The organism is Saccharothrix sabaoui (assembly GCF_051756985.1).
In the GTDB taxonomy this organism is placed as follows: domain Bacteria; phylum Actinomycetota; class Actinomycetes; order Mycobacteriales; family Pseudonocardiaceae; genus Actinosynnema.
This window is the reverse complement of record NZ_JBPKJK010000004.1, coordinates 52,270-72,102: the sequence shown is the minus strand read 5'-3', so window position 1 is coordinate 72,102 and position 19,833 is coordinate 52,270. Positions and strand designations below refer to the sequence as shown.

At 72.9% G+C, this 19,833-nt stretch carries 22 protein-coding genes and 1 riboswitch; of the genes, 5 read left to right on the top strand and 17 right to left on the bottom strand.

The annotated features are described in order from the left end of the window. Positions 1-142 precede the first annotated feature (142 nt). Entirely contained in the window at positions 143-1,036 is an 894-nt protein-coding gene (locus ACR807_RS02420) for an Lrp/AsnC family transcriptional regulator (RefSeq protein WP_438919499.1), read from the top strand. A gap of 52 nt (positions 1,037-1,088) precedes the next feature. Here the strand turns inward: ACR807_RS02420 and ACR807_RS02415 are convergent, their stop codons facing one another. The 6 genes from ACR807_RS02415 to ACR807_RS02390 form a co-directional block, all read right to left on the bottom strand. Next, the gene (locus ACR807_RS02415) at positions 1,089-1,331 is read right to left on the bottom strand and encodes a hypothetical protein (RefSeq protein WP_438919498.1); all 243 of its coding nucleotides are present in this window, start codon (positions 1,329-1,331) and stop codon (positions 1,089-1,091) included. Positions 1,332-1,392: 61 nt separating this feature from the next. Beyond that, on the bottom strand, positions 1,393-2,325 hold the full coding sequence (locus ACR807_RS02410) for an RluA family pseudouridine synthase (RefSeq protein ID WP_438919497.1): 933 nt from the start codon (positions 2,323-2,325) through the stop codon (positions 1,393-1,395). Next, entirely contained in the window at positions 2,322-2,918 is a 597-nt protein-coding gene (lspA, locus tag ACR807_RS02405) for a signal peptidase II (protein WP_438919496.1), read from the bottom strand. The genes ACR807_RS02410 and lspA overlap by 4 nt, the downstream gene beginning before the upstream one ends. Before the next feature lie 23 nt (positions 2,919-2,941). Next, positions 2,942-4,315, bottom strand: coding sequence for an aminotransferase class V-fold PLP-dependent enzyme (locus tag ACR807_RS02400; protein ID WP_438919495.1), 1,374 nt, complete (start codon positions 4,313-4,315; stop codon positions 2,942-2,944). 41 nt (positions 4,316-4,356) lie between these two features. After that, positions 4,357-4,470: riboswitch (SAM riboswitch) on the bottom strand. Positions 4,471-4,537: 67 nt separating this feature from the next. Continuing rightward, entirely contained in the window at positions 4,538-6,010 is a 1,473-nt protein-coding gene (locus tag ACR807_RS02395; RefSeq protein WP_438919554.1) for a potassium/proton antiporter, read from the bottom strand. A 64-nt stretch (positions 6,011-6,074) separates the two neighbouring features. Then, a complete protein-coding gene (locus ACR807_RS02390) occupies positions 6,075-6,218 on the bottom strand; it encodes a hypothetical protein (RefSeq protein WP_438919494.1) in 144 nt (47 codons plus the stop codon). Between ACR807_RS02390 and ACR807_RS02385 the strand changes: the two genes are divergently transcribed. Then, on the top strand, positions 6,196-7,137 hold the full coding sequence (locus ACR807_RS02385; protein WP_438919493.1) for a M28 family metallopeptidase: 942 nt from the start codon (positions 6,196-6,198) through the stop codon (positions 7,135-7,137). The genes ACR807_RS02390 and ACR807_RS02385 overlap by 23 nt on opposite strands. A 35-nt stretch (positions 7,138-7,172) precedes the next feature. Here the strand turns inward: ACR807_RS02385 and ACR807_RS02380 are convergent, their stop codons facing one another. Both ACR807_RS02380 and ACR807_RS02375 read right to left on the bottom strand, forming a co-directional pair. Further along, on the bottom strand, positions 7,173-7,454 hold the full coding sequence (locus tag ACR807_RS02380) for a DUF167 domain-containing protein (RefSeq protein WP_438919492.1): 282 nt from the start codon (positions 7,452-7,454) through the stop codon (positions 7,173-7,175). Then, the gene (locus tag ACR807_RS02375; protein ID WP_438919491.1) at positions 7,447-7,980 is read right to left on the bottom strand and encodes a TetR/AcrR family transcriptional regulator; all 534 of its coding nucleotides are present in this window, start codon (positions 7,978-7,980) and stop codon (positions 7,447-7,449) included. The genes ACR807_RS02380 and ACR807_RS02375 overlap by 8 nt, the downstream gene beginning before the upstream one ends. Before the next feature lie 186 nt (positions 7,981-8,166). Here ACR807_RS02375 and ACR807_RS02370 point away from each other — a divergent pair, with 186 nt between their 5' ends. Next, entirely contained in the window at positions 8,167-8,709 is a 543-nt protein-coding gene (locus ACR807_RS02370; RefSeq protein ID WP_438919490.1) for an RNA polymerase sigma factor, read from the top strand. Between the two features lie 98 nt (positions 8,710-8,807). Next, a complete protein-coding gene (locus ACR807_RS02365) occupies positions 8,808-9,374 on the top strand; it encodes an RNA polymerase sigma factor (RefSeq protein WP_438919553.1) in 567 nt (188 codons plus the stop codon). A gap of 231 nt (positions 9,375-9,605) precedes the next feature. Here ACR807_RS02365 and ileS read toward each other — a convergent pair whose 3' ends face one another. After that, positions 9,606-12,713: an isoleucine--tRNA ligase gene (gene ileS / locus ACR807_RS02360; protein WP_438919489.1), complete on the bottom strand. Its 3,108-nt coding sequence runs from the start codon at positions 12,711-12,713 to the stop codon at positions 9,606-9,608. Between the two features lie 317 nt (positions 12,714-13,030). On the opposite strand from ileS, the gene ACR807_RS02355 reads away from it, so the two are divergent. Further along, positions 13,031-13,576, top strand: coding sequence for a hypothetical protein (locus ACR807_RS02355; protein WP_438919488.1), 546 nt, complete (start codon positions 13,031-13,033; stop codon positions 13,574-13,576). Positions 13,577-13,617: 41 nt separating this feature from the next. Here ACR807_RS02355 and ACR807_RS02350 read toward each other — a convergent pair whose 3' ends face one another. The 8 genes from ACR807_RS02350 to ACR807_RS02315 form a co-directional block, all read right to left on the bottom strand. Beyond that, positions 13,618-14,166 (bottom strand): hypothetical protein, encoded by a 549-nt coding sequence (locus tag ACR807_RS02350; protein WP_438919487.1) that lies wholly within the window; start codon positions 14,164-14,166, stop codon positions 13,618-13,620. Between the two features lie 28 nt (positions 14,167-14,194). Continuing rightward, a complete protein-coding gene (wag31, locus tag ACR807_RS02345; protein ID WP_306750664.1) occupies positions 14,195-15,010 on the bottom strand; it encodes a DivIVA-like cell division protein Wag31 in 816 nt (271 codons plus the stop codon). Between the two features lie 45 nt (positions 15,011-15,055). After that, positions 15,056-15,340: a YggT family protein gene (locus tag ACR807_RS02340; RefSeq protein WP_233812844.1), complete on the bottom strand. Its 285-nt coding sequence runs from the start codon at positions 15,338-15,340 to the stop codon at positions 15,056-15,058. A 20-nt stretch (positions 15,341-15,360) separates the two neighbouring features. Then, positions 15,361-15,981 (bottom strand): cell division protein SepF, encoded by a 621-nt coding sequence (locus tag ACR807_RS02335; RefSeq protein WP_438919486.1) that lies wholly within the window; start codon positions 15,979-15,981, stop codon positions 15,361-15,363. Between the two features lie 69 nt (positions 15,982-16,050). Further along, a complete protein-coding gene (locus ACR807_RS02330; RefSeq protein ID WP_438919552.1) occupies positions 16,051-16,758 on the bottom strand; it encodes a YggS family pyridoxal phosphate-dependent enzyme in 708 nt (235 codons plus the stop codon). Positions 16,759-16,829: 71 nt separating this feature from the next. Further along, positions 16,830-17,537, bottom strand: a complete 708-nt coding sequence (gene pgeF / locus ACR807_RS02325; protein ID WP_438919485.1) for a peptidoglycan editing factor PgeF — start codon at positions 17,535-17,537, stop codon at positions 16,830-16,832. A 240-nt stretch (positions 17,538-17,777) separates the two neighbouring features. Then, positions 17,778-19,085: a cell division protein FtsZ gene (gene ftsZ, locus ACR807_RS02320; protein ID WP_438919484.1), complete on the bottom strand. Its 1,308-nt coding sequence runs from the start codon at positions 19,083-19,085 to the stop codon at positions 17,778-17,780. Positions 19,086-19,294: 209 nt separating this feature from the next. Beyond that, positions 19,295-19,807, bottom strand: coding sequence for a DinB family protein (locus ACR807_RS02315; RefSeq protein ID WP_438919483.1), 513 nt, complete (start codon positions 19,805-19,807; stop codon positions 19,295-19,297). Between the last annotated feature and the right edge of the window lie 26 nt (positions 19,808-19,833).

The following is a 19,833-nucleotide window of genomic DNA, read 5'->3' as shown; positions in this document are numbered from 1 at the left end:
AAACCCCCTTGTATACCACGTACAACGAGCCATCAGCGGAGACGAGAGCGCCGCCCGCAGCACACTAGTCCGGACGTGGAAGGGACCACCACCCGACGGGCCGATGCCGCGCGGATCCCCGTGAACGGGTAGCGTTTCGGGTGTGGTGACGCCGGACCCAGTCGACGCACGTCTGCTCGCGCTGCTCGCTGAGTCGGGCCGGGCGGCGGTCCACGAGCTGGCGGCCAAGCTGGGCATGGACCCCCGCGAGGCGGCCACCCGGTTGATCACCCTCTCGGGCAGCGGGCTGCCGCTGCTGGTCGGCGTCGAGTGCGACCCGAACGGCATCCGCAAGGCCCTCGCCAACAGCGTGGCCTGGGGCAACTACTCGGGTCCCCCGGCCGGCCAGGTGCGCGGCACGCCCAGCGGCCCGTACCCGGGAGCGGCGGGCACCCCGTCCGGCCCCTACCCGCCGTACGCGCCGCCGCAGGGCCCGCCCAGCCAGCCCTTCCCCGCCCAGCCGCAGCCGCAGCCCCACCAGTCGGGCCCCGTGCCCGCCCCGGAGCCGATGAGCGTGTGGGGCGTGCCCGGCACGTCGGGCTGGGCGCGCGGCGACCAGCAGCCGGCCCCGCGGGCGCGCACCGGCAAGATCGGCAGCACGCTGGAGACCGAGGGCCTGGAGGGCGCCCGGTTCACGATCCAGCTGGTGGAGGTCGTCGACCCGGCGGACTTCCTGTTCACCGCCGCCGGCTACAAGCTGGCCGCCGGCGAGCGGGCCGTGGTCGTGCACACGGAGCTGGCGAACACGGGCAAGGTGCCGTTCACCGCGCTGCCCGACATGTACCTGGTGCTGATGACGACCACCGGCGAGACGGTGGGCAAGGCCCCCGTCTCCCTGTCGTCCCGGCCGCCGCACAAGATCGGCGTGCAGCCGGGCGAGACGGCGGGCGGGCACACCGTCTACGTGCTGCCGGAGGACACGGCGATCTTCTCGGTCCGCTGGAGCTCCCGCCCGGAGACCGACCTCAACACCCTGGTCTGGACGATCGACGACTGACCCGGTCGGGCGGGTCGGGACGCCGGGCGCCGCGGGCGACGGGTCCGCTCCCTCACCCGTCCCGGCGGAGGAGCCGGTCGAGGAACGAGCGCTTCGCCGACCCCGCCGGCGACCCGTCCCCCCGGTCGGGACCCGCGACGGGCGGCGTGGTCGGCGGCGCGGCGGGCGGCAGCGGTTCGGGTTCCGGCAGCTCTCCCCCGATCACGGCGGGGGCCACGCTCCAGCCGCCCTCGGCGGCCGGCAGCCGGGTACCCCGCGGCGGTGTGAGATCCAGGTCGTCGTCGCCCGTGGACACCACACGTACCTCCCCTCACGAGCGTGTCGTCGGGACCACGCTACGCGAGGTCGGCTCGCGGTCAGTAGCCCTCGGCGCGCAGCAGCTCCAGCGCGTCGCGGAGGTCGGCCGGGTACTCGCTGGTGAACTCGACCCACTGGCCGTCGGCCGGGTGGTGGAAGCCGAGCCTGCGGGCGTGCAGCCACTGCCGGGTGACGCCGAGGCGCTTGGCCAGGACCGGGTCGGCGCCGTAGGTCAGGTCGCCCACGCACGGGTGGCGCAGCGCGGAGAAGTGCACCCGGATCTGGTGGGTGCGGCCGGTCTCCAGGTGCACGTCCAGCAGGGACGCGGCGCGGAACGCCTCGACCACCTCGTAGTGGGTGATGCTCGGCTTGCCGTTGGCCATCACGGCGAACTTGTAGTCGTGCTTGGGGTGCCGGTCGATGGGGGCGTCGATGGTGCCCTTGATCGGGTCCGGGTGGCCCTGCACGAGCGCGTGGTAGAGCTTGTCGACCGTGCGCTCCTTGAAGGCGTGCTTGAGCGCGGAGTAGGCGTGCTCGCTCTTGGCGACGACCATGACGCCGGTGGTGCCGACGTCGAGCCGGTGCACGACGCCCTGCCGCTCGGCCGCGCCGGAGGTGGCGATGCGGATGCCCGCGGCGGCCAGGCCGCCCACCACGGTCGGGCCGGTCCACCCCGGGCTGGGGTGCACGGCCACGCCCACCGGCTTGTCGACCACGATCACGTCGTCGTCCTCGTGCAGCACGAGCAGGCCCTCCACGGGCACCGCCTGCACCTGGACCGGCCGCTCGGGCTCGGGGAGGGTGACCTCCAGCACGGCGCCGGCGACGAGCCGGTCGGACTTGCCGGCGGCCTGACCGTCCAGCACGACGTCACCGGCCTCGGTGAGCGCGGCGACGGCGGTGCGCGACAGGCCGAGCAGCTTGGCCAGGCCCGCGTCGACGCGCATGCCGTCCAGGCCGTCGGGCACGGGCAGGGTGCGGTAGCCGCTCATTCGCCCGCCTCCTTCTCCGCCTGGGCGGGCTTCTTCTTCTCCACGCGCGTCCCGTCGTAGTCGCGCTGGAGCAGGGCCATCAGGACGATGACACCGCCGCCCACGCAGATGGCCGAGTCGGCCAGGTTGAACACCGGGAAGACCCGGCCCCAGGGGTCCAGCACCGAGATGTAGTCCACGACGCCGCCGCGCAGCGGGCCGGGCGCCCGGAAGACCCGGTCGACCAGGTTGCCGGTGGCGCCGCCGAGCACGAGCCCGAGGCCGATGGCCCAGCCGACCGACCGCAGCCGGCGGGCGATCCACAGGATGAACCCGACGACGCCGAACGCGATCAGCGCGAGGATCACCGTCCAGCCCTCGGCCATGCCGAACGCGGCACCGGTGTTGCGGATCAGCGGCAGGTACAGCAGGCCGCCGAACAGCTCGACCGGCTCCCGCCCCTCCAGCTCCTCGACCGCGATCACCTTGACGACGACGTCGAGCGCCAACACGATCGGCGCGATGACCGCCAGCAGCGCGACGCGTCGCTTCGGCAGCGGCGGCTCGGGCTGGTCGGCGTCGTCGGCCGGCTCGGCGCTGGGATCGGTGCTCACCCGGCCATTGTCCAACACGCTGCTCAGCGCAGGAACGGCGGGAGCGCGCGCTGGTCGTCGCACGGCGCCCAGCGGCCGTCGCGCTGCTCGTAGGCCCACCGCGAACCCTCGGTGACGAGACGGCGCAGCGCGGCCACGAACCGGTCGACGTGCTCCTCCGAGCTGCCCAGGCCGAGGGACGCGCGCAGGGCCCGCCCGCCCCCGGTGAGCCGGTGCACGGCGACGTGGGCGCAGAACGCGCCGTCGCGCACGCCGATGCCGTGCTCGGCGGACAGCGCCGCGGCCAGGTAGCCGGCGTCCTGGCCGCCGACGGTGAAGCTCACCACGCCGACCCGGTCCTGCCCGCCGCCGAACAGGGCCAGCTCGTGCACGCCGGGCACGGTCGCCAACCCCTCGCGCAGGCGGGCCAGCAGGACGCGCTCGTGCTCGGCGACCCGCTCCCAGTGCCGCCCGAGGACGTCGCAGGCCACGGCGAGGGCGTGCACGCCGACCACGTTGGGCGTGCCGGCCTCGTGCCGCTCGGGCACCGCCGACCAGGCCACGCCCAGCCGGTCGCCGTGGTCGGTGACGCGGGCCGTGGCACCCCCGCCGACCAGGTACGGCTCGGCGGCCTGGAGCCAGTCGGAGCGGCCGACCAGCGCGCCGGAGCCGAACGGCGCGTACAGCTTGTGCCCGGACAGCACGGTGTAGTCCACGTCGAGGGCGCGCACGTCGACCGGGCGGTGCGGGGCGAGCTGGGCGGCGTCCAGGGCGACGCGCGCCCCGTGCCGGCGGGCGACCCGGGCCAGCTCGGCGACCGGCCACAGCTCGCCGGTCACGTTGGACGCGCCGGTCACCACGACCAGGCGCGGTCCGACGGGGGCCTCGCGCAGCGCGCGGTCCAGCTCCAGCACGGCCGCGGCGGGCGAGGACGGGGTGCGCAGGCGGCGCACGTTCGGGCCGCGCCACGGCAGCAGGGCGGCGTGGTGCTCGGTGTCGAACAGCAGCACGGCGGTGTGCTTCGGCACGCTGCGGGCCAGCAGGTTCAGCGCGTCGGTGGCGTTGCGGGTGAACACGACGGCGTCGGTGGACCGGGCGCCGAGGAAGCGGCGGACCGACGCGCGGGCCTGCTCGTAGACGCGGGTGGAGACCTGCGAGGCGAAGCCGGCGCCCCGGTGCACGCTCGCGTACCAGGGCAGCAGCTCGTCGACGGCGTCGCGGACCTGCTCCAGGCACGGCGCGCTGGCCGCGTGGTCGAGGTTGGCGTACTCGACGCGCTCACCGGTGACCAGCGGCACGCGCAGCGCGGAGCCGACGACGCGGGGCAGGGCGGCGGTGGTAGTGGCAGCGGTCGTGCTGGCAGTGGTCGTGGTGGCAGTGGTGACGGCGGTGGTGGGCCTGGGGACTGCGACGGTCATGACACCCTCCGGGGAGTCCGGGACTCCACCCGTGGGAAGGGAGTCCGCGCTTGCCGGACGCCCTGCGCGCCGGCCAGGTCCTCATCGGGGGCACCCCACCGCGGTAGGAGGGTTGCCGGCCAGCTAGCCCGAGCTTGTCGCTGGCACTCATGACCTTCACCCCGAAGGTAACCGGAACACCGCGCCGCCGTCGAGACGCGCCCACATCGTGGGAGGTCGCGGCTACGGCAGCCCCGCGTCGCCCTTCCAGCGCGCGAACCGGCCGGCCCGGTCGACCGCCCTGATCCGCTGCTCCGTGGCGGTGCGCGCGACCTCCGTGCACACGACCAGCAGCTGGTCGTGCTCCTGGAGCCGGGTGGTCGGCTGGGGCGTGAAGCTGTTCTCCGCCCGCACCACGAGGCTCACCGACGAGCCCGGCGGCAGCCGCAGCTCGGACAGGTAGACGCCGTGCAGCTTGGAGCCGCGCTGGATGCGCACCTGGAGCAGCTCCGCGCCCAGCTCGTCCAGCGCCGAGGAGTCGACCTGCACCTCGTGCGCCTCGCCGGACTTGACCAGGCCGAGCCACTTCGCGAGCCACGGCAGGGTGGTGCCCTGCACCAGGGTCAGCACCACGACCAGCACGAACACCGCGTCGACCAGCCGCTGGGCGCCGTCGACGCCCTGGATCAGCGGGATCAGCGCGAACACGATGGGCACCGCGCCGCGCAGCCCGGACCACGAGATGAACACCTGTTCGCGCCACGGCACCCGGAACGGCAGCGCCGCGCACAGCACCGACAGGGGTCTGGCCAGCAGCACCAGCACCGCGCCCGCGACCAGGGCGGGCACCAGGGCGTCGAGCACCCGACCGGGCGAGGCGTACAGGCCGAGCAGCACGAACAGGCCGATCTGGGCGATCCAGCCGAGGCCCTCGGCGAACGACAGGGTGTCCGCGCGGTGCGGCAGGCGGGCGTTGCCGAGGACCAGCGCGGCGATGTAGACGGCGAGGAAGCCGGAGGCGTGCGCGAGGTCGCCGGCGGTGTAGGCGAGCAGGCACACGGCGACCGTGGCCAGCGGGTACAGGCCGGTGGAGGGCAGGGCGGCGCGGCGCAGCCCCACCCCGCCGAGCCAGCCGAGCGCGATGCCGATCAGGGCGCCCGCGACCAGCTCGTACACCATCAGGGCGGGCGCGGTCCACGTCACCGGGTCGGGCGAGGCGAGCAGCACGACGGCGATGTAGACCGGCGCGTCGTTGATGCCGGACTCCAGCTCCAGCGCGCCGATGAGCCGCTTGCCCACGCCCACCCCGCGCAGCACGCTGAACACGGCCGCCGCGTCGGTGGACGACAGCACCGCGCCCCACAGCAGGGCCGTGCGCCAGTCCATGTCCAGCAGGAAGTGCAGCGCGAAGCCGGTGACCGCGATGCTGACGCCGACGGACACTGTGGACAGTGCGATGCCCAGCCCCATCGCCGGTTTCACCGCGCTCCACCGCGTGGTCAGGCCGCCCTCGGTGAGGATGAGCACGAGCGCGGCCGTGCCGAGGGAACGGGTCAGGTCGGCGTCCTCGAACTGGATGCCGAGCACCGCCTCGCCCAGCAGCACCCCGATGCCGAGGTAGAGCAGGAGCGAGGGCAGGCCGAGCCGGATCGACACCCGCACCGCGATGACCGAGAGGAGCAGCACCGCGGCGGCGAGGCCGAGGAAGCCCGTCACACCACCCACCCGACCTCCCGCCGCCGCCCGTCGGGGCCATTCTTCCCGCTCACGCGGAAATGGACTAATCCGGCAGCAGCGGCGACCACCATCCGAACGCCCCTAGCGCGACCGATGCGCGGGCGTGCATGTTGATGTGCGGGTCCGCCGCCCCGGTCACCTCCACTTCCCTGCGGGAGAACACCGTGAAGTTGCGAACGATCTCCACCGCGCTGCTCCTGACCAGCGCGCTCCTCGGTTCGGGTGCGGCCACCGCCGCGCCCGCCGCCGTCCTGGCCGGGCCGAACATCCCGGTCAGCGCCGTCCAGGCCGACCTCGCCCAGCTGCAGTCGATCGCCACGTCGAACGGCGGCAACCGGGCGCACGGCAGGCCCGGCTACCTCGCGTCGGTCAACTGGGTGAAGTCCAAGTTGGACGCCGCCGGCTACACCACCCGGGTGCAGTCGTTCACCAGCAACGGCGCCATCGGCTACAACCTGATCGCCGACTGGCCGGCGGGCGACGCGAACAACGTCGTCATGGTCGGCGGGCACCTCGACAGCGTCTCCGCCGGGCCGGGCATCAACGACAACGGCACCGGATCGGCGAGCATCCTCGAAGTGGCGCTGGCCGTGCGGTCCAGCGGTTTCCAGCCGGGCAAGCGCTTGCGCTTCGCCTGGTGGGGTGCCGAGGAGCTGGGCCTGGTCGGCTCGACCTACTACGTGAACTCGCTGTCCACAACGGACCGGTCGAGGATCAGGAGCTACCTGAACTTCGACATGACCGGCTCCCCGAACCCCGGCTACTTCGTCTACAGCGCGTCCGGGCAGCCGTCCGGCTCGCTCGCCCTCCAGCAGGTGCTCCAGGGGTACTTCGGGTCCATCGGCGTGCCCACCGAGCTGACCAGCGTGGGCGGCCGGTCCGACCACGCGGCGTTCGCCCGCGCGGGCATCCCGGTCGGCGGCACGTTCACCGGCGCGGAGGGGGTCAAGACCTCGGCGCAGGCGCAGAAGTGGGGCGGCACGGCGGGCACGGCGTTCGACCGCTGCTACCACCGCTCGTGCGACACCTCGTCGAACGTGAACGCGACCGCGCTGGACCGCAACGCGGACGCCATCGCGCACGCCGTGTGGACGCTGGGCGCCTGACAGCGGGCAGGCGGCGCGGCGGGCGGCGGGCGGCCTCAGTCGCCGAGCAGCCGTTCCAGCACGTCCCGGGCGTCGGCCGGGGCGGGGTCGACCTGCACGACCTTGTCCCGGCCGCGCTCGCCCGCGACCACCTCGACGTCCTGCCTGCGCACGCCGAACGCCCTGGCCAGGGCCTTGCGCACGGCCTCGTTGGCCTTGCCCTCGACAGCGGGCGCGGCGACCGCGACGACCAGCGCGCCGCCGTCCCACCGACCGCCGACGGCCTCCCGCCGCGCGCCCGGCTTGACCCGGACCGCGAACCGGAACGCCTCAGGCACGGCCGACCACCGCCGCCAGCGCCTCGTCCACCGCCGCCGCGTCGACCTGCCCGGAGGACGCCAGGTGGGCCTGCCCGAGGTAGACCGAGCAGGCGAGCACCGCCCGCCGCCGGGCCGCGTCGGGCGGGAACCCCAGCGCGCGGAACAGCGCCTCCAGGCAGGCTGCCCGCCGTTCGGTCACCCGGCGCAGCACCGGCGCCACCGCCGGGGCGTCCCGGGCGGCGAGCATCGCGACCTCGACCGCGGTGTCCGCGGGGCGCTCCAGCGCCGCGGTGAGCAGCAGCCGCAGCCCGTCCTCCGGGCCGGCCGCCGCGACCGGGGCGAGGACGGCCTCGGCGTAGTCGCGCTCCCAGCGTTCGAGGGTGGCCCCGAGCAGGTCCTCCCGGTCGGCGAAGTGCCAGTAGGCGCTGCCCTTGGTCGCGCCGAGCCGGGCCGCCAGCGGCTCCACCGCGACCGCCGCCACGCCCCCCGCGGCCAGCGCCTCCAGGGCGACCGCGGTCCAGTCGTCCCGCGTCCTCCTGGCCACGTTTCCATACGCTACCGTACGGTCGCCCGCCGCGCGGTTCACCCCGACAGGTGATCACCGCGGGTCCGCTTGCCGCCCGCCGCCACGAGGAGGAGCGTCGGACGACCGGCGTGACGGGTTTCCTCCACAACCCGCGGTCCCGTCCGTCTACTCGGTACGGGCACCGAGCGAGGGGGAGGAGGGTTCGTGCCGGAAGACCCCGACGACGAGGCCGGCTTCACCGACTTCTACCACCGCGAACGCACCAGGATGTGCCGGTTCGCGGCGGTGGTGTCGCCCCACCTCGACCACGAGTCGGCGGTGCAGGACGCCTTCGTCGGCGCCTGGCGGAACTGGCCGGTGATCGCCCCGTCGGCGCGACGTGCTTGGCTGGTGAGGACGATCCGCAACCTGCTGGTGGACCAGGCCCGCCGGCGGGAGCGGCCGAGCGAGCTGTCCGACGAGGTCGTCGCCCGGCAGCGCGGCACGTTCCGCGTCCTGGTGCAGCGGCACCGGGACGCCGAGGCGTGGCACGAGCTGACCAGCACGCTGGCCGCCGTCGCGGCCCTGCCGGAGCACCTGCGCACCGCGCTGGTGATGCGGTTCTGGGACTTCGACGACGACGAGATCGCCGACGTGCTGGGGTGCCGGCGGGACTCGGTGCGCCGGTACGTGTCGGAGGCGCGGGCGAAGGTCAGCACGCGGGTGGGCAACGAGGAACGCCGCGTGCGCGGGAAGGGGACTGCATGAGCGACGAACTGGACCCTCGGCTCGACCACCTGCGCGCGGAGCTGTCCGAGGCCATCCCCGACGACCCGGAACCGGACGACCTGGGCCTGGCCGCCGTCATGGCGCAGGGCTCGCCGCACGACCGCCAGGCCGCCCTCGTGGTCGCCGGCCGGGCCGGGTCGCGCGAGGCGCTGGACGCCCTGGTCGTCGAGCTGACCCCGCTCGTCTGGCACGTGGCCCGCGGCAACGGCCTGGACCAGGCGACCGCCGAGGACGTCGTGCAGACGGTGTGGCTGAGCCTGCTGCGCCACCTGGACCGCCTGGCCGAGCCGCGGGCCGTCGCCGGCTGGCTGATCGTGGCCACCCGCCGCGAGTCCCAGCGCGCGTGGCGGGAGCGCCACGGCCGCCCGGCCCTGTCCGCGGACTCGGCCCTGGACGTGCCCGACGACCGCTGGCTGCCGGAGCCGGAGGCCCTGCGCGACGACCGCGACCGCCGCCTGTGGCGCGCGTTCGGCGAGATGACGAGGCGCTGCCAGGAGCTGCTCCGCCTGACCGTGCTGGCGGGCCGGGCCGAGTACCGCGCCGTGGCGGAGGCCCTGTCCATGCCGAGGGGCTCCATCGGCCCCACCCGGGGTCGGTGCCTGGGGCAGCTCAGGGACCGGTTGGAGAAGGACGGCGTCATCTGACGGCGGGTCCCCGCGGACCGCCGACAGGCCCGGCACCGCCGTACCCGACCCGCCACCGACAAGCCTGGCCCACCGCCGACCTGCCCAGGCCGCCACCGACGTGCCCGGCCCACCACCAACGTGCCCGGCCCACCGCCGACCTGCCCCGATCGTCCGGCGGACCCCGGATTGTCGGTGCCCGCCGGCAAAATAAAAGCAGGGGTCCCCCGGGCGGGGACCCCTGCGGTCAGCTCAGACCCTGGCCACCGAGACCCGGACCTTCTTCCCGTCACCCACGACGCCGTCGGAGCCCTCGGCCACCGCGCCGTACTCGACGGCCTCGGTGAGGGTCTCCTCCCGCACGAACGCCTCGAACGCGCGCACCGCCGCGTCGACGTCGCCCGGCAGGTCCAGCACCAGCGAGATCCGGTCCGACACGTCCAGCCCGGCGTCCTTGCGCGCCTGCTGCACCACCCGCACCAGGTCGCGCGCGACGCCCTCCGCCGCCAGCTCCTCCGTCACGACCGTGTCGAGCACGACGAGACCCGAGTTGTTCGGCAGCGCCGCCGTCGCGCCCCGGTCCGTGGCGACCAGCCGCTGCTCGTACTCCTCCGGGAACAGCTCGATCCCGGCGGCCACGACGCGGCCGTCCACCTCGGCCCAGTCACCGGCCTTGACGGCCTTGATGACCTTCTGCACGTTCGGCCCGAGCCGCGGCCCGGCCGCCCGCGCGTTGACCGCGAGCTGGAAGTGCCCGTGCGCGTCCACGTCGTCCGTCAGCTCGACGGACTTGACGTTCACCTCGTCCCGCAGCACCTCGGCGAACGGCTCCAGCAGCGCCACGTCCGGCGCGGCGATGACGAGCTTCGCCAGCGGCAGCCGCACGCGCAGCTTGTTCGCCTTGCGCAGCGACAGCGCGGTGGACGCCACCTGCCGCACCTTGTCCATCGCCGCCACCAGGGCGTCGTCGGCCGGCAGGTCGGCGGCGGCCGGCCAGTCGGCCAGGTGCACCGAGCGCCCGCCGGTCAGCCCGCGCCACACGGACTCGGCCGTGAGCGGCAGCAGCGGCGCCGCCACCCGGCTGACCACCTCCAGCACGGTGTGCAGGGTGTCGATCGCGTCCTGCTCGCCCGCCCAGAACCGGTCGCGCGAGCGCCGCACGTACCAGTTGGTCAGCACCTCCAGGAACTCGCGGACCGTCGCGCACGCGCCCGAGATGTCGTAGGCGTCCAGCTGCCCGGTCACGGTCGCGACCAGGTCGTGCGCCTTCGCCAGCGCGTACCGGTCGAGCACGTGCGCCGAGTCGGTCCGCCAGGTCCCCTCGCGCCCCTCGGCGTTGGCGTACAGCGCCAGGAAGTACCAGGAGTTCCACAGCGGCAGCACGGCCTGGCGCACCGCGTCCCGGATGCCCCGCTCGGTGACGACCAGGTCGCCGCCGCGCAGGATCGGCGACGCCATGAGGAACCACCTCATCGCGTCGGACCCGTCGCGCTCGAACACCTCGTTGACGTCCGGGTAGTTCTTGCGCGACTTGGACATCTTCTGGCCGTCGTCGCCCAGCACGATGCCGTGCGCCACGCAGTTGCGGAACGCGGGCCGGTCGAACAGCGCCGTGGCCAGCACGTGCATGGTGTAGAACCAGCCGCGCGTCTGGCCGTTGTACTCGACGATGAAGTCACCCGGGTAGTGGTCCTCGAACCACTCGCGGTTCTCGAACGGGTAGTGCACCTGGGCGAACGACATCGAGCCGGACTCGAACCAGCAGTCCAGCACCTCGGGCACGCGGCGCATCACCGAGCGACCCGTCGGGTCGTCCGGGTTCGGCCTGGTCAGCTCGTCGATCACCGGCCGGTGCAGGTCGGTCGGGCGCACGCCGAAGTCGCGCTCCAGCTCGTCCAGCGAGCCGTACACGTCGACCCTCGGGTACGCCGGGTCGTCCGACACCCACACCGGGATCGGGGAGCCCCAGAACCGGTTGCGGCTGATGTTCCAGTCGCGGGCGTTCTCCAGCCACTTGCCGAACTGGCCGTCCTTGATGTGCTCCGGCACCCAGTTGATCTGCTGGTTCAGCTCGACCATGCGGTCCTTGAACTTCGACACGGCGACGAACCACGACGACACGGCGCGCTGGATCAGCGCGTTGTCGCACCGCCAGCAGTGCGGGTACGGGTGGTCGTAGGTCTCGTGGCGCAGCAGCAGGCCCGCGTCCTTCAGGTCGCGGATGATCGGCTTGTTCGCCTCGAACACCTGGAGGCCCTCGTACGGCGGCACCTCGGCGGTGAACCGGCCGTGCGCGTCCACCGGCACGACGACCTCGATGCCCGCCGCGTCCGTGACGACCTTGTCCTCCTCGCCGAAGGCGGGGGCGATGTGCACCAGGCCCGTGCCGTCCTCGGTGGTGACGTAGTCGGCGGCCAGCACCTGGTGGGCGTTCTCCCGGCCGACGAAGAAGTCGAACGGCGGCGCGTACTTCCGGCCCACCAGGTCGGCGCCCTTGCAGCGGGCCACGACCGGCGGCTCCTCGCCCAGCTCGCGGGCGTAGGCGGGCACGCGGGCCTCGGCGAGCAGGTAGCGCTCGCCGTTCGCCTCGACCGTGACGTAGTCGACGTCCGGGTGCACGGCGGCGGCCAGGTTCGACGGCAGCGTCCACGGCGTCGTCGTCCAGACGAGCGCCAGCTCACCGGTCTCCAGGCGCAGGCCGACGGTCACCGCCGGGTCCTGCCGGTCCCGGTAGGTGTCGTCCATCTTCGTCTCGGTGTTGGACAGCGGCGTCTCGCAGCGCCAGCAGTACCAGAGCACCCGGAAGCCCTCGTAGACCAGGCCCTTGTCCCACAGGGTCTTGAAGGCCCACATGACGCTTTCCATGTAGTCCAGGTCGAGGGTCTTGTAGTCGTTGTCGAAGTCCACCCAGCGGGCCTGCCGGGTCACGTAGTCGCGCCACTGGTCGGTGTAGCGGAGCACCGAGGTGCGGCACGCCTCGTTGAACTTCTCGATGCCGAACGCCTCGATCTCGCTCTTGGACGAGAACCCGAGCTGCTTCTCCGCCTCGACCTCCGCGGGCAGGCCGTGCGTGTCCCAGCCGAACCGGCGCTCGACGTGCCTGCCGCGCATGGTCTGGTAGCGCGGGACGACGTCCTTGACGTAGCCGGTCAGCAGGTGGCCGTAGTGCGGCAGGCCGTTGGCGAAGGGGGGGCCGTCGTAGAAGACGAACTCGTTGGACCCGTTGTCCCCCGCCGGGCGCGCGTCGATCGACGCCTGGAACGTCCCGTCGGACTTCCAGAAGTCGAGGACGCCCTCTTCCAGGGCGGGGAAGGACGGCTGGGAGGGAACGGACCCCTCGCCTGCCTTCGGGTAGGCCATCGTGCTGCTCCTCGCGTGCGTCCATCCGGCTCACGGGGACGACGCGCCGACGGACGGCGCACCGCGGTACCACCCCGCTTGCCAGGGCGCGAAGGCTCTGGCCTCTCGTTGACGGCTGTCACGGGCCGCACCCGTCCGGTTCTACTGGGGCTCGCGCCCGTTCTTCCGGAGGCTCCCCGGTGATGGCCGGATCGACGCCTTGCTACGACCAAGGGTAGCCGAGCGGTGCAAACCGCTTTGAGTAGTTCCCCCCATGGCGGCGGGACAAGCCGGCTCGACAACCTGGTGGGGCAGGTACCGATCACGAGGGGGACACCGTGGGAAGAACCACCGCACTGCTGCTGGCGGCCCTGGCGCTGCCGGCGCTGGCACCACCGGCACTGGCATCACCGGCGCCGGCACTGCCGGCACTGGCACTGCTGGCCTCGGCCACCGAGGAGCGGGTCGCGACGTTCGAGGTCCGGTCCGAGGCGGGGTCGTTCCCCGTCGGCGAGCGGGACGTGGACTGGTCCACCCCGGGGGACGACGTCCGGGTCTGGGAGTCGGGGGGCGTCCTCAAGTTCGACGTGGACTCGGTCGCGGGTCCCGACCTCATCCGGGTCGAGCTGGCGGCGGCGGGCGGCGCGACGCTGGAGGTCGGCACGTACACCGACCCCACCTGGCGGGCCGACCCGGCGAAGCCGACCCTGCGGGTGATCGCCAAGGGGCTCGTGTGCGCCCCGGTGTTCGGGCACTTCACGGTCCACCACGTCGAGCGCGACCCCGGGACGGGGGCGCTCACCGACGTGGACGTGGAGGTCGAGCAGCGCTGCGGCGCCGCCGACGCGCCCGCGTTCCGGGGGCGCGCCACGCTGAGCAGCTGAACACCTGACCGGTCGAGCAGACCGGTCGGTCCGCTGATCCGCTAGGACGCCTCGGTCTCGGCCGGTTCCCCGGAGCCGGCCGAGCGCGCGGCCGCGGCCAGCGAGGAGTCCGGGCGGCACACCGCGCACGGCGTGAACCCGAGCTGGCGCGCCTCCCCGATCGGCAGCCCCAGCGAGGTCCGCTCCCCCAGCCACGAGCACGTGGCCAGGTGGTAGCGGGGTCGCTCGTCGAGCACCCTGACCTCGTCGGTCAGGTCGGCCACGACGAGCGCGTCGGCGGCGTCCGCGTCCTCCTCGCCGGGCTCGGCGTCGGAGCGGTCCACCTGATCGGGTGAACGGGGGGTGTCGCGCACCCCCTCGGTCCCGGCCTGTTGATCACCATCGCTAACCTGGTGGTCGGCGACGACCGCCGCGGCGCCGGCAGCCCCGGCGCCCGACCGGCGGCGGAGCCACCAGTCGAGCACGAGGACCACGGCAGCGGCCCCGCTCGCACCCACCGACAGCCACGCCCAGAACGTCTGGGTCGTGGTGAGGGCGGGCACGAGCAACCCCAGGGCTGCCAGCACCAACAGCAGGACGATGAACAGCACGTCGAGCAGACTAGATCAGCAGCGCCGATCAGCCGGCCTCGGCACGCGCCCCGAACGAGTAGCCACCGGGCTGGCGGCTGTCGGACGGTGCGGCCGGGCCCCGGTCCTGGAGGTCGCGCAGCGACGACTCCAGCATGGTCTTGAGCCGGGTCCGGTACTCGCGCTCGAAGGTCTGGAGCTTGTCGATCTGCTTCTCGAGCGTGTTCTTCTCCTGGGTGATGTTGCCCATCACCTCGGCGTGCTTGCGCTGCGCGTCGCGGTCGAGCGCACCGGCCTTCTCACGGGCCTGCCGCTCCAACGTCTCGGCACGCGTCCGCGCGTCGTTGAGCATGGTCTCGGCACGCGTGCGCGCCTCGTTGACCATGGTGTCGGCCTTCGCGCGGGCCTCGCTCAGCAGCTGCTCGGACTTCGTCCGCGCCTCCGACAGCATCCCGTCGGCCTCGGCCTTGGCCTCGCCGGTGAGCCGGTCGGCCATCTCCTGGGCCAGACCGAGCACCTTGGCGGCCTGGACGTGGTGGTCCCCACCACCACCGGGCGACGTCTGCTCCAGCGCCGAGGGGGGCGGCACCGGCGCGAGCCTGCGCGGCTCGTCCACCACTCGGCTGGGACCGACGCCTGCCGCGACCTTGGCACGGGCGTCTTCGAGGTCGGCACGCGCGGTCTCGACCTGCTGGTCGAGCTGTTCGACCTGCTGGCGCAGGTCGTTGTTCTCCTCGATCAGGCGAGCGAGCTCGCCCTCAACCAGGTCGAGGAACGCGTCCACCTCGTCCTCGTTGTAGCCCCGCTTGCCAATCGGCGGCTTGCTGAACGCGACGTTGTGCACGTCCGCGGGGGTCAACGGCATCAGATCACCTCACGCACTCCTGGGCTGTGGACATCCCCGGTCCCCTCACCTGGGATCGGCTACTCGCATCAGAATGATAACGACCAGCAACAGCACAATAATGGACAAGTCCAGCCCGATGCCCCCGATCCGCACGGTCGGGATGAGCCGACGCAGCAGGCGGACCGGGGGATCGGTCACGGTGTAGACGGTCTCCAGAGCAACTGCCACCCCGCCCGCAGGCCGCCATCCCCTGGCGAAACTGCGGACCAGCTCGACGACGACACGCGCCGTGAGCAGCAGCCAGAACGAGAACAGGACGTAGTAGACCACGAGCCAGAGGGCATCCACATCGTCAACTGTGCCACCACTCAGTCCCGCTTGAGGAACCCGCCCTCGGCGAGGCGCCTCCGGTCCTCCGCAGTCACCTCGATGTTCGGAGGTGAGAGGAGGAACACCTTGTGGGTCACCTTGTCCATGGACCCGCGCAGCGCGAACACCAGGCCGGCGGCGAAGTCGACGAGGCGCTTGGCGTCCGCGTCGTCCATGTCGGTGAGGTTCATGATCACCGGGGTGCCGTCGCGGTAGTGCTCGCCGATGGTGCGCGCCTCGTTGTAGCTGCGCAGGTGCAGGGTGGTGATCCGGGCCAGCGGGTTGCCCGCCGGCTCGGGGGTCGGGCGGAGCCTGCTCACCGGCTCGCGCTGCGGCTCCACGGCCAGCGCGCCGTGCGTCTCCGGGCTCCACGACGACCGGCGCGACCGGGTGCCGCGCTCGGGCTCGTAGTCGTCCGCCTCGTCCAGCTCGGCGCGGTAGGCGCCGGCCGGCCTGCGGCGGGGGCCGCGCTGCTCCGGGTACGGCTCGTAGTCGTCGGACTCCGGGTACTCGGACCGGTAGTCCGAGTAGCGGCGCTCGCCCTCGTAGGCGTCGGGGTCGTCGGCGTACTCGGCGGGGACCATCCCGAAGTAAGCCTTCAGCTTGTGAAACCCGCTCATGGTTCGAGCCCTTCCTCCGCCGATCCCTACCCGCAAGGACGTCGCGGTCGTCCCAGAGGTTCCAGACAGTTACGGCGAGGCTAGTCTCCGGCTGCCCATCAACGCTGTTCCGACACGCACGCACGTCGAACCGTGTGCGATGGCATCTTCCAGGTCACCGCTCATCCCCGCCGAGAGCACGGTGGCATCGGGATGATCGTCCCGCAAGCGGGTTACCGCTTCGTATAGAGCGGCAAACGCCTGCTGTGGAGACATGGAGAGGGGTGCGACGGTCATCACACCTCGCAGAAAAAGTTCACTCGTAAGTGCTACGTGATCGGCCAGTCGCGGTAGGTCACGGATCGGGTAGCCGCCGCGCGCCTCGTCGCCGTCGATGCTCACCTGGAGCAGCACCTCCACCGGCTCCGTCGCGGCCTTGGCGAGGGCGTCGGCGAGCCGGGTGGAGTCGACCGTGTCGACCCGGTCGGCCCAGCCGAGCACCGAGCGCGCCTTGTTCCGCTGGAGGGACCCGACCATCCGCCACGCCGCGGTCGCACCGGGCCGCAGCTCGGCGAACTCGGCGACCTTGCGGCCCGCCTCCTGGTCCCGGTTCTCGGCGAACTCGGTGAGCCCCAGGTCGGACAGGATCGCCACGTCGGACGCGGGCCACGTCTTCGTGACCGCGAGCAGCGACACCTCGTCCTCCGACCGCCCGGCGGCCCGGCAGGCCCGCGAGATCCGCCCGCGCACCTCGGCCAGCGACCGCGCCAGCTCCTCCCGGCGTTCCCCGTCGTCCACCCGCACCGCCCCGCGCTCCACGCCGTCGCGCTCCACGCCGCCGTCTGCCACGCCGCCGCCCTCCCGCTCGCTCACCGCTCCTCCACCCACACCACACCGGCCAGCCGCCCGGTGCCGGGCGTGCGGCGGTGGCTGAACAGCGTCCGCTCCTCCACCGTGCAGCGGGGGTCGACGCCGATCTTCCCGATCCCGGCGTCCGCGAGCTGCTGCCACAGCCCGGCCCGCAGGTCGAGCGCGGGCCGGCCGGCCCGGGTCTTGCTCGCGCTGCCCGGGAGGTGCTTCTCGACGTCGGCGCGCATGTCGGCGGGCACCTCGTAGCACTGGCCGCACACCGCGGGCCCCAGCAGCACCTCGACCCTCTCGCGGACGGCGCCCAGCTCGACCATCCGCTCCACCGCGGCGGGCACCACCCCGACCCGCGCGCCGACCCGCCCGGCGTGCACGGCGGCGACGACCCCCGCCTCGGGGTCGCCCATCAGCACCGGCACGCAGTCGGCGGTCAGCACCACCAGCCCCAGCCCGGCCTGGTCGGTGACCAGGGCGTCGGTGGCCTCCAGCGGTTCGGCGACCGGACCGCGCACCACCCCGACCGTCCGGCCGTGCACCTGCTCCATCCAGACCAACCGGTCGGGCGCCAACCCGATCCCCTCGGCCAACCGCTTCCGGTTGGCCTCGACGGCCGCCGGGTCGTCACCGACGTGGTCGCCGAGGTTGAACGAGTCGTAAGGCGGCTTGGACACCCCACCCTCACGGGTGGTCAGGACACGACGGATGCGCACCCCCCAAGCCTCCCAGACCCGCCCCACCCCCGAGAGTCCAACACCCAGGACCCGAGAGTCCAACGCTCAGGTCCCGAGAGTCCAACGTCCAGGCCCCCTGAGTTCTTCACCCAGGACCCGCACCCGGCAGGTGCCGAAAACGCTCAGGACCCCCGAACGTAGAACTCGGGGGTCCTGAGCGTTGGACTCTCTAGGCCCGGGTGTTGGACTCTCGGGGCCTGGAGGTTGGACTCTCGCGGGTCAGCGGCGCATGAAGGGGGGGACGTCCACCTCGTCGTCGGGGTCGTCGGTCACCGGCACGGCGCGGTTCGGCAGCGAGCCGGTGCCCGGGAGGCCCGGGGACAGGGTGCGCGGCGCGGCGGGCTGCGGCGCGCCGTAGGGGGACGCGCCGTTGCCCTGCACGGGCTGGGGCTGCTGCGGCACGGTCGGGCGCTGCGGCACGACCGGGGGCTGCTGCTCCACCGGCGGGGGCGGGGGCGGGGGCGCGACGACCGGCGGGGGCTGCTGGGGCGCCGACAGCTCGCCCGCGGTCGCCGTGGCGACCGGGTTGCCCCGGGCGGGGCCGGCCAGCACCTGCGGCTCCAGCTTCTTGTGCGTCGGCCCACCGCTGTCGAACCCGGCCGCGATCACCGTCACCCGCACCTCGTCGCCGAGCGAGTCGTCGATGACCGTACCGAAGATGATGTTCGCGTCGGGGTGCGCGGCCTCCTGGACCAGCGACGCCGACTCGTTGATCTCGAACAGCCCGAGGTCGCTGCCGCCCGCGATCGACAGCAGCACGCCGTGCGCGCCCTCCATCGACGCTTCCAGCAGCGGCGAGTTGATGGCCTTCTGCGCGGCCGTCACGGCTCTGCCCTCGCCGCGCGCCGAGCCGATGCCCATGAGGGCGCTGCCCGCCCCGGACATCACGGACTTCACGTCGGCGAAGTCGAGGTTGATCAGACCGGGGGTGGTGATGAGGTCGGTGATGCCCTGGACACCGGACAGCAGCACCTCGTCGGCCGAGCGGAACGCGTCCATCAGCGAGACACCGATGTCGCCGAGCTGGAGCAGCCGGTCGTTCGGGATCACGATGAGCGTGTCGCACTCGTTGCGGAGGGCCTGTATGCCCTCCTCGGCCTGCTTGGCGCGGCGCTTGCCCTCGAACGAGAAGGGCCGCGTCACGACGCCGATGGTGAGCGCGCCGAGCTTGCGCGCGATGGAGGCCACGACGGGTGCGCCGCCGGTGCCCGTGCCACCGCCCTCGCCGGCGGTCACGAAGACCATGTCGGCGCCCTTGAGGACTTCTTCGATCTCCTCGCGGTGGTCTTCGGCGGCCTTGTGGCCGACCTCGGGGTTGGCGCCTGCTCCGAGACCGCGGGTGAGTTCGCGGCCGATGTCGAGCTTCACGTCGGCGTCCGACATCAGCAGAGCCTGGGCGTCGGTGTTCACCGCGATGAACTCGACGCCCTTGAGCCCGACCTCGATCATGCGGTTGACGGCGTTCACGCCGCCACCGCCGATGCCGACGACCTTTATCACCGCGAGGTAGTTGTGCGGGGGCGTCATCGGTCCGCCTTCCTGATCGTGTCCGTGCTCATGTGCTGGAGTGGATGACCACCGGTGTCACAGCCCGGACGGATCTCCACCCGGATTGAAACTCTCAACCAGAGGTCGAGAGTTGTGTCAACCCCGTATGTTCCTGCTGGACGTTATGCACCATGAATGCCTCGGTCCAGCAGCCACGCCGTGTCGTGTCCTGACCGGGTGAGCGGTCCTTACTCGCCGGTCGTCCCGTCGAGCAGTTCCCGCACCGCGTCCAGGTGTCCCGCGTGCCGACCCGTTTCCTCGATCATGTGGATCAGCACCCAGCGCGCGGAAAGGCGTTCGCCGCCGCGGAACGCCACCTCGTGGTCGAGGTCGAGGCCCGCGGCGAGGTCCCGACTCGCCGTGCACTCCGAAGCGTAGTCGGCGAGCAATCCGGAGATCGTCTCGCCCGGCTCGACCCGCCAATCCACGTCCGGGTCGTCCCGGTCGTAGGGGGCCTCGCTGGGCTTCCCGGCGAGGACCACCTGGAACCAGTAGTGCTCCACCCAGCGCAGGTGCTTCACCACGCCCGCTGCCGTGGTGAGCCGCGAGGGCAGCACCGGGCGCGTGGCGTCCTCGTCGGCGAGGTCACGGCACTTGTGCGCGACCGTGCCGCGCAGGTAGTCCAGGAACGACGACAGCAGGGTCCGCTCGTCCCCGGTGAACGGCACGTCGACGCGGTCGTCCGCCTTCTGACTGGTCATGGTGCGGCAGTATCGCCGGCCCGGCG

Bases quoted from the DNA above. Each gene is read 5' to 3' on its own strand.
- wag31 (WP_306750664.1), bottom strand. From the start codon at position 15,010: ATGCCGTTGACCCCCGCGGACGTGCACAACGTCGCGTTCAGCAAGCCG.
- ftsZ (WP_438919484.1), bottom strand. From the start codon at position 19,085: ATGACGCCCCCGCACAACTACCTCGCGGTGATAAAGGTCGTCGGCATC.
- ileS (WP_438919489.1), bottom strand. From the start codon at position 12,713: ATGGCCTACCCGAAGGCAGGCGAGGGGTCCGTTCCCTCCCAGCCGTCC.
- ACR807_RS02335 (WP_438919486.1), bottom strand. From the start codon at position 15,981: ATGAGCGGGTTTCACAAGCTGAAGGCTTACTTCGGGATGGTCCCCGCC.
- ACR807_RS02410 (WP_438919497.1), bottom strand. From the start codon at position 2,325: ATGAGCGGCTACCGCACCCTGCCCGTGCCCGACGGCCTGGACGGCATG.
- ACR807_RS02400 (WP_438919495.1), bottom strand. From the start codon at position 4,315: ATGACCGTCGCAGTCCCCAGGCCCACCACCGCCGTCACCACTGCCACC.
- ACR807_RS02365 (WP_438919553.1), top strand. From the start codon at position 8,808: ATGGCGCAGGGCTCGCCGCACGACCGCCAGGCCGCCCTCGTGGTCGCC.
- ACR807_RS02315 (WP_438919483.1), bottom strand. From the start codon at position 19,807: ATGACCAGTCAGAAGGCGGACGACCGCGTCGACGTGCCGTTCACCGGG.